This is a genomic window from Streptomyces sp. NPDC003027 (assembly GCF_053591435.1).
The window spans coordinates 26,529-41,229 of record NZ_JBSFTU010000024.1 but is presented as its reverse complement, the minus strand read 5'-3'; the positions used below and the strand labels follow the sequence as shown (position 1 = coordinate 41,229).

The following is a 14,701-nucleotide window of genomic DNA, read 5'->3' as shown; positions in this document are numbered from 1 at the left end:
CAAGTGCCCTCCAAGGAGCCCCCGCGCCGCCGCGTCCCCGGCCCCGCCCGGCCCGCACGCCCCCGGCCCGCCGCGGGCCGCCCGGCCGGTCCCGCCCCGCGCCGCTCTTCCCGGCCCCCCGCCCGGCCCAAGCCGCGCACCATCCGGCTCGGCAGCCCCAAACCACGGCTGCGGCTCGTCTCCCTCGGCCTGACCCTCGTCATGCTGGCGTTCGTCGTCCGGCTGCTCCAGGTGCAGGCCGTCGACGCCAGCGCGTACGCCGCCAAGGCGGAGAAGCACCGCTATCAGGAGTACACGCTCTCGGCGGACCGGGGGGAGATCACCGACCGCGCCGGGATCGCGCTGGCGGCCAGCGTCGACGCGTACGACATCACCGCCGACCCCAAGCTCTTCACGCCCGAGGAGTCCAAGGTCCGCGACGCCCCCGAGCAGGCCGCCGCGCTCCTGGCCCCGCTCCTCGGCAAGGACGCGGCCGAGATCGCCAAGAAGCTCCGCACCCCCAAGTCCCGCTACACCCTGCTCGCCCGCAAGCAGACCCCGCAGGTCTGGAAGCAGATCAAGGACCTCAAGAAGGTCTACGAGAAGAAGGCCAAGCGGACCGAGGGCGGCAACGGCGTCAATCTGCTCGGCGGCATCCTCAGCGAGCCCAGCACCAAGCGCGTCTACCCCAACGGTGAACTCGCCGCCGGGATACTGGGCTACGTGAACGCCGAGGGCCGCGGCGCCGGCGGTCTGGAGTCCATGCTCGACAAGGAGCTGGCGGGCCAGGACGGAAAGATCAGGTTCGCCCAGTCCGGCGGGCGCCGGGTGCCCACCGCGGGCTCCCAGGGCACCCCGGCCGTACCCGGCTCCGACATCGAGCTGACCATCGACCGGGACATCCAGTGGGCCGCCCAGCGCGCCATCACCGAACAGGTGGCGAAGTCCAGCGCCGACCGCGGCTACGTCATCGTGCAGAACACCCGGACCGGCGAGGTCCTCGCGATGGCCAACGCCCCCGGATTCGACCCCAACGACCTGTCCGAGGCCAACGCCGCCGCCATGGGCAACGCGGCCCTCCAGGACGCCTTCGAACCCGGCTCCACCAGCAAGGTGATGTCGATGGCCGCCGTCCTGGAGGAGGGCGTCGCCACCCCCGGCACCCATGTCACCGTCCCCAACCGGCTGCACCGCGGCGACCGGCTCTTCAAGGACGACGTCAACCACCCGACCTGGTACCTCACGCTCAACGGCGTCCTCGCCAAGTCGAGCAACATCGGGACGATCCTCGCCACCGGCCAGCTCGGCCGCACCCAGGCCGAGGCCAACCAGGTCCTCTACTCGTACCTGCGCAAGTTCGGCGTCGGCAGCCCCACCGGGCTCGGCTACCCGGGAGAGACCCCCGGCATCCTCGCCAAACCCCAGAACTGGTCGACCTCGCAGCAGTACACGATCCCGTTCGGCCAGGGCCTGTCGATCAACGCCATGCAGGCCGCCTCGGTCTACTCGACCATCGCCAACGGAGGCGTACGGATCGAGCCGACCCTGATCCGCGGCACCAAGGGGCCGGACGGGCGGTTCACCCCGGCGCCCGCGCCGAAGCAGACCCGGGTGGTCAGCGAGAAGACCGCCAGGACGCTCGCGCAGATGCTCGAATCCGTGGTCGGTGACGAGGAGGGCACCGGCACCAAGGCCCGTATCCCCGGCTACCGCGTCGCGGGCAAGACCGGAACCGCCAACCGTGTCGACCCCGAACTCGGCCGCTACAAGGGCTACACCGCCTCCTTCGCGGGCTTCGCGCCCGCCGACGACCCGCAGATCACCGTCTACTGCGCCATCCAGAACCCCACCAAGGGCGACTACTTCGGCGGGCAGATCTGCGGTCCCATCTACAAGAAGGTCATGGAGTTCGCCCTCAAGACACTCCATGTCGCTCCGACGGGCAGCCGGCCCGCGCGGATGCCGGTGACCTTCCAGGCCAGTGAGTGACACTTCGGGAGCACCAGTGACAACGATCACCCCCGATTCCGGGAACCGGAAATCGAACTCCGACGACGCCCGGGTCTCATTTAGCCCCGCACCCGGTGCGCCCGGTACGCTCACCGCCGTGCCACACGCTGATCAGTACCGAACCGCCCCGCCCCGGCCGGAGCAGGCCCGCCCGACACCCCTGGGCGACCTGGCCGCCCGGCTCGGCATCGAGACTCCCGGTACCGGAGACGTCTCGGGGATCACCCACGACTCACGGGCGGTGCGCCCCGGGGACGTGTACGCGGCCCTGCCCGGCGCCCGGCTCCACGGCGCCGACTTCGCCGGCCAGGCCGCCGGACTCGGCGCCGCCGCGATCCTCACCGACCCGTCCGGGGCCGAACGCGCCGCCGCGACCGGCCTGCCGGTCCTGGTCGTCGACGACCCGCGCGGCCGCATGGGCGAACTCGCCGCCGAGATCTACGGCCGACCCGGCGCCGACCTGCTCCAGATCGGCATCACCGGCACCTCCGGCAAGACCACCACGGCCTACCTCGTCGAGGGCGGACTGCGCGCGGCCGGACACCGGACCGGCCTCATCGGCACGGTCGAGATGCGGATCGGCGACGAGCGCATCAAGTCGGAGCGTACGACCCCGGAAGCCACCGACCTGCAGGCCCTGTTCGCCGTCATGCGCGAGCGCGGGGTCGAGTCGGTCGCCATGGAGGTCTCCTCCCACGCCCTCGTGCTCGGCCGGGTCGACGGCTGCGTCTTCGACGTCGCCGTCTTCAACAACCTCAGCCCGGAGCACATGGAGTTCCACTCCGACATGGAGGACTACTTCGGGGCCAAGGCGAGGCTGTTCACCCCGGAGCGCAGCAGGCAGGGCGTCGTGAACTACGACGATCCGTACGGCCGCAGGCTCGCCAAGGAGGCGTCCGTCCCGGTCGTCACCTTCTCCGCCGAGGGCGACCCGGACGCCGACTGGCGCGCCGAGGGCGTCGAGATCGGCTCCCACGGCTCGACGTTCACCGTCGTGGGGCCCCAGGGCGAGCGCGTGTCCGCCACCGCCCCGCTGCCCGGCCCGTTCAACGTCGCCAACACCCTCGCCGCGATCGTCACCCTCGCCGTCGCCGGGCTCGACCCGCAGACCGTCGCCGACGGCGTCGCCGCGGTCCCCGGTGTCCCCGGCCGTCTGGAGCGCGTCGACGCCGGCCAGCCGTACCTCGCGGTCGTCGACTACGCGCACAAGACGGACGCCGTCGAATCGGTCCTGCGCTCCCTGCGCAAGGTCACCGAGGGCAGCCTCCACATCGTGATCGGCTGCGGCGGCGACCGGGACACCACCAAGCGCGGCCCGATGGGCGCCGCCGCGGCGCGCCTCGCCGACACCGCCGTACTGACCTCCGACAACCCCCGCTCCGAGGACCCCCTCGCCATCCTCGCCGCGATGCTGGCGGGCGCCGCGGAGGTGCCGGCGCACGAACGCGGCGAGGTCGCCGTCTTCGAGGACCGGGCCGCCGCCATCGCCGCGGCCGTCGCCCGCGCCCGGCCCGGCGACACCGTCCTGATCGCGGGCAAGGGCCACGAGCAGGGCCAGGACATCGCAGGAGTGGTCCGCCCGTTCGACGACCGCCAGGTCCTGCGCGAAGCGATTGAACGCAGCCTCAAGAACAGTCAGGGATAAGTTGTGATCGCCCTCTCCCTCGCCGAGATCGCAGACATCGTCGGCGGGCAGTCGTACGACATACCGGATCCGGCCGTGCTGGTCACCGGTCCCGTCGTCATCGACTCCCGCGAGGTGAAGACCGGCAGTCTCTTCGCCGCCTTCGCGGGCGAGCGCGTCGACGGCCACGACTACGCCGAGCGCGCCGTCGAGGCGGGCGCGGCAGCCGTGTTGGCCACCCGCCCCGTCGGCGTCCCGGCCATCGTGGTGGACGACGTCCAGACGGCGCTCGGCGCCCTCGCCCGTACCGTCGTCGAACGCCTCGGCACCGACGTCGTCGCGCTCACCGGCTCCGCGGGCAAGACCTCCACCAAGGACCTGATCGCCCAGGTCCTGGAGCGCCACGGCCCCACCGTGTGGACGCCCGGCTCGCTCAACAACGAGATCGGGCTGCCGCTGACCGCGTTGCGGGCGGTCGACGAGACCCAGCACCTGGTCCTCGAAATGGGCGCCCGCGGGATCGGCCACATCCGCTACCTCACCGAACTGACCCCGCCGCGCATCGGAGTCGTCCTCAACGTGGGCAGCGCCCACATCGGCGAGTTCGGCGGACGGGAGCAGATCGCCCAGGCCAAGGGCGAGCTCGTCGAGGCGCTTCCCCCCGCCGAGAAGGGGGGCGTGGCGGTCCTCAACGCCGACGACCCGCTCGTGCGGGCCATGGCCTCGCGCACCCGCGCGCGCGTGACGCTCTTCGGAGAGGCACGCGAATCCGACGTACGTGCCGAGAACGTCCGGCTCACAGAGGCCGGACGACCCTCTTTCAGTCTTCACACACCCACCGGGTGCAGTGACGTGACCTTGCGCCTGTACGGTGAGCACCACGTGTCGAACGCGCTCGCCGCGGCCGCCGTCGCCCATGAGCTGGGCATGCCCGTGGAGGAGATCGCCACCGCGCTCTCCGAGGCGGGCACCCTGTCGCGCTGGCGCATGGAGGTCACCGAGCGTCCGGACGGCGTGACGATCGTCAACGACGCCTACAACGCGAACCCCGAGTCCATGCGAGCCGCTCTGCGCGCGCTCGCGGCCATGGGCAGGGCCGCACAGGTCCAGGGGGGCCGCACGTGGGCGGTGCTCGGCAAGATGGCCGAGCTCGGTGACGCATCGCTCGCCGAGCACGACGCGGTCGGGCGGCTCGCCGTCCGGCTCAACGTCAGCAAGCTCGTCGCGGTCGGGGACAGGGAAGCGTCCTGGCTGCAACTGGGCGCATATAACGAGGGTTCGTGGGGTGAGGAGTCGGTGCACGTGTCCGACGCGCAGGCGGCGATCGACCTGTTGCGCAGTGAGCTGCGCCCGGGTGACGTCGTGCTGGTGAAGGCTTCGAGGTCGGTCGGTCTCGAACAGGTCGCCCTGGCACTGCTCGACTCCGAGGGCGAGGTTTCCGGCCGATGAGGCAGATCCTCTTCGCGGGGGCCATCGGGCTCTTCCTGACCCTGATCGGCACCCCGCTGCTCATCAAGCTGCTCGCCCGCAAGGGGTACGGCCAGTTCATCCGCGACGACGGCCCCCGCGGCCACGCGGGCAAGAAGGGCACGCCCACCATGGGCGGCATCTCCTTCATCCTGGCCACCCTCATCGCGTACGCGCTCGCCAAGGTCATCACCGGTGAGGACCCGACGTACTCGGGTGTCCTGGTGCTCTTCCTGATGGCCGGCATGGGTCTGGTCGGCTTCCTCGACGACTACATCAAGATCGTCAAGCAGCGTTCGCTGGGTCTGCGGGCCAAGGCGAAGATGGCCGGCCAGCTGATCGTCGGCATCGCCTTCGCGGTGCTCTCGCTGCAGTTCGCCGACCTGCGCGGGCTGACCCCTGCCTCCACGAAGCTCTCCTTCATCGCCGACTTCGGCTGGTCCATCGGCCCGGTGCTGTTCGTGGTGTGGGCGCTCTTCATGATCCTGGCCATGTCCAACGGCGTGAACCTGACGGACGGTCTGGACGGCCTGGCCACGGGCGCGTCGGTGATGGTCTTCGGCGCGTACACCTTCATCGGCCTGTGGCAGTTCCAGGAGTCCTGCGCCAACGCGATGGACCTGACGAACCCCAACGCATGCTTCGAGGTGCGCGATCCGCTCGACCTCGCGGTCGTCGCCTCCGCGCTGATGGGCGCCTGCTTCGGCTTCCTGTGGTGGAACACCTCGCCCGCCAAGATCTTCATGGGTGACACCGGTTCGCTGGCCCTCGGCGGCGCGCTCGCCGGTCTCGCCATCTGCTCCCGCACGGAGCTGCTCCTCGCCCTGCTCGGCGGCCTGTTCGTCCTGATCACGATGTCCGTGGTCATCCAGGTCGGTTCGTTCAAGATGACCGGCAAGCGGGTCTTCCGGATGGCACCGCTCCAGCACCACTTCGAGCTCAAGGGGTGGTCCGAAGTCCTTGTGGTGGTCCGCTTCTGGATCATCCAGGGCATGTGCGTGATCGTCGGCCTCGGCCTCTTCTACGCGGGATGGGCATCAGAGAAGTGAGCACGGATCAGCAGGCTGCCGACTGGCAGGGCAAGCACGTCACCGTCGCGGGTCTGGGCGTCAGCGGGATTCCCGCCGCCCGGGTCCTGCGGGGCCTCGGCGCGGTCGTGACCGTCGTCAACGACGGCGACGACGAGCGCTCCCGGGCGCAGGCCGCCGAACTGGAGGCCGAGGGGATCACCGTCCGCCTCGGCGACGGCGCGACCCTGCCCGAAGGCACCGAGCTGATCGTCACCACCCCCGGCTGGCGGCCCGACAAGCCCCTCTTCGCGGCCGCCGCCGAGGCGGGCGTGGAGGTCTGGGGCGACGTCGAGCTGGCCTGGCGGCTCCGCGGCCCGCAGGCGGCCCCCTGGCTCGCGGTCACCGGCACCAACGGCAAGACCACGACCGTACGGATGCTCGCCTCGATCCTGGAGGCGGCCGGTCTGCGGACCGCCGCCGTCGGCAACATCGGCGTCTCGCTCCTCGACGCCGTCCTCGGCGAGGAGGAGTACGACGTGCTGGCCGTCGAACTCTCCAGCTACCAGCTGCACTGGGCGCCCTCGCTGCGCGCCCACTCGGCGGCGGTGCTCAACCTGGCGCCCGACCACCTCGACTGGCACGGCTCCATGGAGGCGTACGCCGCCGACAAGGGCCGGATCTACGAGGGCAACACCGTCGCCTGCGTCTACAACGCCGATGCCACCGACAAACCGTCCACCGAGGACCTGGTGCGCGAGGCCGACGTCGAGGAGGGCTGCCGGGCGATCGGCTTCACCCTCTCCACCCCCGGCCCCTCCCAGCTCGGTGTCGTCGACGGCATCCTGGTCGACCGCGCCTTCGTCGAGAACCGGCAGAAGCAGGCCCAGGAGCTGGCGGAGGTCTCCGACGTCCAGCCGCCGGCGCCCCACAACGTCGCCAACGCGCTCGCCGCGGCAGCCCTGGCCCGCGCCTTCGGCGTCGAGCCCAAGGCCGTACGGGACGGACTGCGGGCCTTCCGGCCCGACCCGCACCGCATCGAACTGGTCGAGGACGTCGACGGCGTCGTGTACGTCGACGACTCCAAGGCCACCAACACCCACGCGGCGGAAGCCTCCTTGGCCGCCTACGACCCGATCGTCTGGATCGCCGGCGGACTCGCCAAGGGCGCGACCTTCGACGAACTGGTCCAGAAGTCGGCCGAGCGCCTGCGCGGGGTCGTGCTCATCGGCGCCGACCGCGCACTGATCCGCGAAGCCCTGGCGCGACACGCCCCCGAGGTCCCGGTGGTGGAGCTCGACCGGACCGACACTGGGGCGATGTCCGCGGCGGTCCAGGAGGCGGCTCGGCTCGCCCGGCCGGGTGACACGGTTCTGCTGGCCCCGGCCTGCGCCTCGATGGACATGTTCGCCAATTACAACAAGCGGGGCGAGGCGTTCGCGGACGCGGTCCGCGCCCTCGCCGCCACCGGGCGCGCCTGACCTGACCAGCCAACAGGTCCGGCCCCGCCGGGCACGACTGGAGGGCACAGCGACCATGCCGAGCCGAACCGCCGGGCCGCGCCGGCCGTCCGCCGTACGCGGCGGAGGCCGCACGCCCGCGCCGCCCCGGAAACCCGGCGGCGGCGGGGTACGGCAGCTCTACGAGCGGGCGCGCCGCGCCTGGGACCGGCCGCTGACCGCGTACTACGTGATCCTCGGCGCCGGGCTGCTCATCACCACGCTCGGCCTGGTGATGGTCTACTCCGCGTCGATGATCACCGCCCTGCGCTACGAACTGGCTCCCTCGTACTTCTTCGGCAAGCAGTTCCTCGCCGCGCTCATCGGCGCGGGGCTGCTGTTCCTGGCCTCCCGGATGCCGGTCAAGCTGCACCGCGCGCTCGCCTACCCGCTGATCGTCGGCACCGTCTTCCTGATGGTGCTCGTCCAGATCCCCGGGATAGGGCACGCGGTCAACGGCAACCAGAACTGGATCTATCTGGGCGGACCGTTTCAGCTCCAGCCCAGCGAGTTCGGCAAGCTGGCGCTGATCCTCTGGGGGGCGGATCTCCTCGCCCGCAAGCAGGACATGCGGTTGCTGGCCCAGTGGAAGCACATGCTCGTGCCGCTGGTCCCCGGCGCCTTCCTGCTGCTCGGACTGATCATGCTCGGCGGTGACATGGGCACCGCGATCATTCTCACGGCGATCCTCTTCGGGCTGCTGTGGACGGCCGGCGCACCCACCCGGCTCTTCGCCGGCGTCCTCGCCGTCGCGGCCACCATAGGGATCGTGCTCATCAAGACGAGCCCCAACCGGATGCGGCGGTTCGCCTGCATCGGGGCGAGCGAGCCCGGCGGGGAGGGGGACCCCTGCTGGCAGGCCGCGCACGGCATCTATGCTCTGGCGTCGGGCGGATGGTTCGGTTCCGGGCTGGGCGCCAGTGTGGAAAAATGGGGTCAACTACCCGAAGCGCACACCGACTTCATCTTCGCCGTCACCGGTGAGGAACTGGGTCTGGCGGGGACGCTGTCGGTACTCGCCCTGTTCGCGGCTCTAGGCTATGCGGGTATCCGCGTGGCCGGACGCACGGAGGACCCCTTCGTGAGGTACGCCGCGGGAGGCGTGACCACCTGGATCACGGCGCAGGCCGTGATCAACATCGGTGCGGTGCTCGGCTTGCTGCCGATCGCCGGAGTCCCGCTCCCGCTGTTCTCCTACGGAGGGTCGGCCCTGCTGCCGACCATGTTCGCCGTCGGGCTGCTGATCGCCTTCGCGCGACAGGAACCCGCGGCGAAAGCGGCCCTGGCCATGCGGCGCCCCGGCTGGGGCAAGCGGGCCGGGGTGAGATGGAAGTCGATGCGACGGCGCGTCAAGAAGCGTCCGTCCGGAGAGCGGTGAATTTCGGTGCATGTCGTACTCGCCGGTGGGGGGACCGCCGGCCACATCGAGCCAGCGCTCGCCCTCGCGGACGCCCTGCGGAGGCAGGACCCGAGCGTGGGAATCACGGCGCTCGGCACGGAGAAGGGTCTGGAGACCCGGCTCGTGCCCGAGCGGGGCTATGAGTTGGCGCTCATCCCCGCCGTGCCGCTGCCCCGCAAGCCCACCCCGGAGCTGATCACCGTCCCCGGACGGCTGCGCGGCACGATCAAGGCGGCCGAGCAGATCCTGGAGCGGACCAAGGCGGACTGCGTGGTCGGCTTCGGCGGCTATGTGGCGCTGCCGGGCTATCTGGCCGCCAAGCGGCTCGGGGTGCCGATCGTCGTCCACGAGGCCAACGCCCGGCCCGGCCTCGCCAACAAGATCGGTTCGCGGTACGCGGCCGGGGTCGCCGTCGCCACCCCGGACTCCAAGCTGCGTAACGCCCGCTACATCGGGATCCCGCTGCGGCACACGATCGCCACGCTCGACCGGGCCCGGGTCCGGCCGGAGGCGCGCGCCGCGTTCGGTCTCGACCCCAACCTGCCGACACTGCTGGTCTCCGGCGGCTCGCAGGGCGCACGCCGGCTCAACGAGGTCGTCCAGCAGATCGCCCCGGTGCTCCAGCGCTCGGGCATCCAGATCCTGCACGCGGTCGGCCCCAAGAACGAACTGCCGCGCGTCGACAACATGCCGGGAATGCCGCCGTACGTGCCGGTACCGTACGTGGACCGGATGGATCTCGCGTACGCCGCGGCCGACATGATGCTCTGCCGCGCGGGCGCGATGACCGTCGCGGAGCTCTCCGCCGTCGGGCTGCCCGCCGCCTATGTCCCGCTGCCCATCGGCAACGGCGAACAGCGGCTCAACGCCCAGCCGGTGGTCAAGGCCGGCGGTGGACTCCTCGTCGACGACGCGGAGCTGTCGCCGCAGTGGGTGCAGGCGAACGTCCTGCCCGTACTGGCCGATCCGCACCGGCTGTACGAGATGTCCCGGGCCGCCGCCGAGTTCGGCCGCCGGGACGCCGACGACCTGCTCGTCGGCATGGTCTACGAGGCGATCGCCGCCCGCGGAAAGGCGTAGCGCGCGCGGCGACCGCCGGGGCGAGCGGCCGAGCACGGTCGACCGTCGGCAGACGCACAAGGCGCCCCGGAGGCGAGCCGAGCCCCGAAAGAGACGGAAGGCAGGAGAACGCGAGGTGGCAGCCGGACCGACGACCGCCGAGAAGAGCGGTACGAGCGAACCGAAGGGGTCGTCGGAGCGGCCGTCCGGTCCGGGTGCCCGGGAGCGCCGGTTCCTGGCAGCCGGCCCGCGTGGGCTGATGATCACACTGGCGCTGATCGCGCTTGTGGCGGGCGGAATCTGGGTGCTCTACGGATCGAGCTGGCTGCGGGTGGAGCGGGTATCGACCTCCGGTACCGAGGTTCTGACGCCGCGTGAGGTGGAGTCGGTCGCCGCCGTACCCATCGGAGCTCCGCTGGTCTCCGTGGACACGGGGGCGATCGAGGCACGCCTTCGGGAGAAATTGCCCCGTATCGACACGGTGGAGGTCGTGCGCTCCTGGCCGCAGGAAATCGGTCTGAAAGTGACGGAACGGAAGCCGGTTCTGCTGGTGGAAAAGGGCGGAAAGTTCACCGAAGTGGACTCCTCCGGAACCCGTTTCGCCACCGTCGACAAGGCGCCCGCCGGCGTACCCGAAGTCGTTCTGGACATCACCTCGTCGCCGAGTCTGCGACGCTTCGACCGGGACCGTCTGCTCCTCGAAGCCGTAGGCGCGACGGGCGAACTCCCCGGAAAAGTCCGCGCGGACACGCGTGTCGTCCGGGTCGCCTCGTACGACTCCATCACCCTGGAGCTCAGCGGCGGCCGCACGGTCTTCTGGGGCAGTGCCGAGGACGGCGCGGTCAAGGCCCGCGTACTCACCGCCCTGATGAAAGCAACACCCAAAGCGGGGCACTTCGATGTGAGTGCCCCCACCGCCCCCGCTTCGTCAGGGAGTTGACGCCCATCACCGCTGGCCAGCACCCTGGTTGGCCAGCGCTACGGGTGATCACATAGGGTGAAAAGAAAAACGGGAGGTTCGGCGTGTTCGTTGAACGTGCGCCACTTGTCGACTTAGTGTCCTGTTCGGAAGAGTCCAGCGAACAGAGACACTGGTAACCCTAAACTTCAACGTTAGGGTTTGGGTCGGCGTTTCGGACCGTCCCATCGGCATCCGTCGTCGCAGCGCGACTACCACCGCGAAGCGGCGACACGTAACTCGAGGCGAGAGGCCTTCGACGTGGCAGCACCGCAGAACTACCTCGCAGTCATCAAGGTCATCGGTGTCGGCGGCGGTGGTGTCAATGCCATCAACCGAATGATCGAGGTCGGTCTCAAGGGCGTCGAGTTCATCGCGATCAACACGGACGCACAAGCCCTGTTGATGAGCGACGCCGACGTCAAACTCGACGTCGGTCGTGAACTCACCCGCGGCCTCGGGGCCGGGGCCAACCCGGCAGTCGGTCGCAAGGCGGCAGAGGACCACCGTGAGGAGATCGAGGAGGTCCTCAAGGGGGCCGACATGGTCTTCGTCACCGCCGGCGAAGGTGGCGGCACCGGCACCGGCGGCGCACCCGTCGTCGCCAACATCGCGCGCTCGCTCGGCGCCCTGACGATCGGTGTGGTCACCCGGCCGTTCACCTTCGAGGGTCGCCGCCGGGCCAACCAGGCGGAGGACGGCATCGCCGAACTCCGGGAAGAGGTCGACACCCTCATCGTCATCCCGAACGACCGGCTGCTCTCGATCTCGGACCGCCAGGTCTCCGTGCTCGACGCCTTCAAGTCGGCCGACCAGGTGCTGCTGAGCGGTGTGCAGGGCATCACCGACCTCATCACCACCCCGGGTCTGATCAACCTCGACTTCGCCGACGTCAAGTCGGTCATGTCCGAGGCCGGATCGGCCCTCATGGGGATCGGTTCCGCCCGCGGCGACGACCGCGCGGTGGCCGCGGCGGAGATGGCGATCTCCTCGCCGCTCCTCGAGGCGTCCATTGACGGCGCCCGCGGCGTGCTGCTCTCCATCTCCGGCGGCTCGGACCTCGGTCTCTTCGAGATCAACGAGGCCGCGCAGCTGGTGAGCGAGGCCGCCCACCCGGAGGCCAACATCATCTTCGGTGCCGTCATCGACGACGCCCTGGGCGACGAGGTACGGGTCACCGTCATCGCGGCCGGATTCGACGGCGGCCAGCCGCCCACCCGCCGGGACAACGTCCTCAGCTCGGCCTCGGCCAAGCGCGAGGAGCCGGCCCCCGCGCCGCGCGCCACCGAGCGCCCGCTCGGCGGCCTCGGCACCGTCGCCCCCCGGGACGAGCCGGCCGCCCCGGCCGAGCCGGCCCCGTCGGCCTCCAGCGAGAGCCCGCTGCCGCCGGTCACCCCACCGGTGGTCCCGCCGGCCCGCCCGTACCCGGACACCTCGGCCGAAGAGCTGGATGTTCCGGACTTCCTGAAGTGATAGAGCGGCTCGAACCCGTGAGCGGCGCGCACTTCGCCTTCACCGACAGGTGGGGCGGGGTGAGCGCCGTTCCGTACGAGGAGCTCAACCTCGGCGGCGCGGTGGGGGACGACCCGAAGGCCGTCGCGGCCAACCGGGCCGAGGCGGCCGCGGCCCTGGGACTCGACCCCGAGCGGGTCGTCTGGATGAACCAGGTGCACGGCCGCGAGGTGGCGGTGGTCGACGGACCGTGGGGCGAGCGCCCCGCTCCGGAGGTCGACGCGATCGTCACCGCCCGCCGCGGTCTCGCCCTCGCGGTCCTCACCGCCGACTGCACGCCCGTCCTGCTCGCCGACCCGGTGGCCGGAGTGGCGGCCGCCGCCCACGCCGGGCGGCCCGGGATGGTGACGGGGGTCGTCCCGGCCGCCGTGCGGGCCATGATCGAACTCGGTGCCGAGCCGTCCCGCATCACCGCCCGCACCGGACCCGCCGTCTGTGGACGCTGTTACGAAGTGCCCGCGCGGATGCGGGCGGAGGTCGCCGCGGTCGAGCCGGCCGCCTTCGCGGAGACGAGCTGGGGAACCCCGGCCGTCGACGTCACGGCCGGGGTGCATGCCCAGCTGGAGCGGCTCGGTGTCACCGACCGGCGGGCAAGCGACGTCTGCACCCGGGAGTCGGGCGACCACTTCTCGTACCGCCGCGATCGCACCACGGGGCGACTCGCGGGATATGTCTGGTTGGACGGAAATGACGGATCGTAAGACGGAACTCGCCGAGAACCTGGCGCGGGTGGAGGAACGTATCTCCGCCGCCTGCGCCGCGGCCGGGCGCAAGCGGGAGGACGTGACCCTGATCGTGGTCACCAAGACCTACCCCGCGAGCGACGTCCGGCTGCTGCACGAGCTCGGGGTGCGCGACGTCGCCGAGAACCGGGACCAGGACGCGGCTCCGAAGGCCGCCGCCTGTGCGGATCTCGACCTTCGCTGGCATTTCGTCGGTCAGTTGCAGACCAATAAGGTCCGTTCTGTGACGAGTTATGCGGATGTCGTGCAGTCCGTCGACCGTCCGAAGCTCGTCACCGCCCTTTCGGCGGCGGCGGAGAAGGCCGGGCGCGAGCTCGGCTGTCTCATCCAGGTCGCCCTCGACGCCGAGTCGGGCGAACGGGGCGAGCGCGGCGGGGTGGCGCCGGACGGCATCGAGGAGTTGGCGGCCGCGGTGGACGCCGCTCCGGGGCTCAGGCTCGACGGCCTGATGACCGTCGCACCGCTCGCCGGTCCCTACGCGGGGCGGCAGCGTGCGGCGTTCGAGCGGTTGATGGATTTGTCGACTGCCCTGCGCGCGACCCGCCCGGCTGCGAACATGGTGTCAGCGGGGATGAGTGCGGACCTCGAAGAGGCCGTGGCGGCCGGAGCGACACATGTGCGCATCGGTACGGCGGTACTGGGTGTCCGCCCCAGGCTCGGGTAACGTCGCGAAGCAAGTCGGACCACAGCAGAAAATATGGTCATTCCCGCCGATGGCGGGCAGACCTCGTGGATCGCGGGCACTTGGTGACGAGGCCGATCCACCACAGAGCGGAGGACTCAGAGAATGGCCGGCGCGATGCGCAAGATGGCGGTCTACCTCGGCCTCGTGGAGGACGATGGGTACGACGGCCGGGGCTTCGACCCCGACGACGACTTCGAACCCGAACTGGAGCCGGAGCCCGAGCGTGACCGGCGCCACCACCAGCCCCCGCGCCAGGTGGAGCGGGAGGAGCCGGTGCGTGTGGTGCAGCAGCCCGCGCCGCGCGAGCCGGTCGCGCACTCCGTCCCACTTTCCGCCGAAAGCGGACGTCCGGCACGTATCGCTCCCGTGGCATCCATCACACCCGAACGTCCGAGCCTGGAGAAGAACGCACCGGTGATCATGCCCAAGGTCGTGTCCGAGCGGGAGCCCTACCGCATCACCACGCTGCACCCGCGGACCTACAACGAGGCCCGTACCATCGGGGAACACTTCCGCGAGGGCACCCCGGTGATCATGAATCTCACGGAGATGGACGACACGGACGCGAAGCGACTTGTCGACTTTGCCGCCGGACTCGTCTTCGGGCTCCATGGCAGCATTGAGCGCGTGACGCAGAAGGTGTTCCTGTTGTCGCCTGCTAACGTCGATGTCACGGCGGAGGACAAGGCCCGCATCGCAGAGGGCGGATTCTTCAACCAGAGCTGAGAACACGACACCGGTACGGCCCGGCCGAGAGGC

Annotated in this window: 12 protein-coding genes; all 12 read left to right on the top strand. The window is 70.7% G+C overall.

Annotated features, from left to right (window positions below; genetic code table 11):
• The first annotated feature begins 3 nt into the window (after positions 1–3).
• The 12 genes from ACWDX6_RS18735 (at position 4) to ACWDX6_RS18680 (ending at position 14,668) form a co-directional block, all read left to right on the top strand.
• Positions 4–1,968, top strand: coding sequence for a peptidoglycan D,D-transpeptidase FtsI family protein (locus ACWDX6_RS18735; protein WP_451486001.1), 1,965 nt, complete (start codon positions 4–6; stop codon positions 1,966–1,968).
• Positions 1,969–1,984: 16 nt separating this feature from the next.
• Positions 1,985–3,634, top strand: coding sequence for a UDP-N-acetylmuramoyl-L-alanyl-D-glutamate--2,6-diaminopimelate ligase (locus ACWDX6_RS18730; RefSeq protein WP_451486000.1), 1,650 nt, complete (start codon positions 1,985–1,987; stop codon positions 3,632–3,634).
• A gap of 3 nt (positions 3,635–3,637) precedes the next feature.
• Positions 3,638–5,062, top strand: coding sequence for a UDP-N-acetylmuramoyl-tripeptide--D-alanyl-D-alanine ligase (locus tag ACWDX6_RS18725; RefSeq protein ID WP_451485999.1), 1,425 nt, complete (start codon positions 3,638–3,640; stop codon positions 5,060–5,062).
• Positions 5,059–6,129, top strand: coding sequence for a phospho-N-acetylmuramoyl-pentapeptide-transferase (mraY, locus tag ACWDX6_RS18720; RefSeq protein WP_403289311.1), 1,071 nt, complete (start codon positions 5,059–5,061; stop codon positions 6,127–6,129). The genes ACWDX6_RS18725 and mraY overlap by 4 nt, the downstream gene beginning before the upstream one ends.
• Positions 6,111–7,568: a UDP-N-acetylmuramoyl-L-alanine--D-glutamate ligase gene (gene murD, locus ACWDX6_RS18715; protein ID WP_451485998.1), complete on the top strand. Its 1,458-nt coding sequence runs from the start codon at positions 6,111–6,113 to the stop codon at positions 7,566–7,568. The genes mraY and murD overlap by 19 nt, the downstream gene beginning before the upstream one ends.
• Before the next feature lie 55 nt (positions 7,569–7,623).
• A complete protein-coding gene (ftsW, locus tag ACWDX6_RS18710; RefSeq protein ID WP_451485997.1) occupies positions 7,624–8,964 on the top strand; it encodes a putative lipid II flippase FtsW in 1,341 nt (446 codons plus the stop codon).
• A gap of 6 nt (positions 8,965–8,970) precedes the next feature.
• A complete protein-coding gene (gene murG / locus ACWDX6_RS18705) occupies positions 8,971–10,065 on the top strand; it encodes an undecaprenyldiphospho-muramoylpentapeptide beta-N-acetylglucosaminyltransferase (RefSeq protein WP_451485996.1) in 1,095 nt (364 codons plus the stop codon).
• 115 nt (positions 10,066–10,180) lie between these two features.
• Positions 10,181–10,984: a cell division protein FtsQ/DivIB gene (locus ACWDX6_RS18700; RefSeq protein ID WP_451485995.1), complete on the top strand. Its 804-nt coding sequence runs from the start codon at positions 10,181–10,183 to the stop codon at positions 10,982–10,984.
• Positions 10,985–11,263: 279 nt separating this feature from the next.
• Entirely contained in the window at positions 11,264–12,475 is a 1,212-nt protein-coding gene (gene ftsZ, locus ACWDX6_RS18695; protein ID WP_451485994.1) for a cell division protein FtsZ, read from the top strand.
• Positions 12,472–13,215: a peptidoglycan editing factor PgeF gene (gene pgeF / locus ACWDX6_RS18690; protein WP_451485993.1), complete on the top strand. Its 744-nt coding sequence runs from the start codon at positions 12,472–12,474 to the stop codon at positions 13,213–13,215. The genes ftsZ and pgeF overlap by 4 nt, the downstream gene beginning before the upstream one ends.
• Positions 13,202–13,921, top strand: coding sequence for a YggS family pyridoxal phosphate-dependent enzyme (locus ACWDX6_RS18685; RefSeq protein WP_451485992.1), 720 nt, complete (start codon positions 13,202–13,204; stop codon positions 13,919–13,921). The genes pgeF and ACWDX6_RS18685 overlap by 14 nt, the downstream gene beginning before the upstream one ends.
• A gap of 123 nt (positions 13,922–14,044) precedes the next feature.
• The gene (locus tag ACWDX6_RS18680; protein ID WP_356888908.1) at positions 14,045–14,668 is read left to right on the top strand and encodes a cell division protein SepF; all 624 of its coding nucleotides are present in this window, start codon (positions 14,045–14,047) and stop codon (positions 14,666–14,668) included.
• The last annotated feature ends 33 nt before the right edge of the window (positions 14,669–14,701 follow it).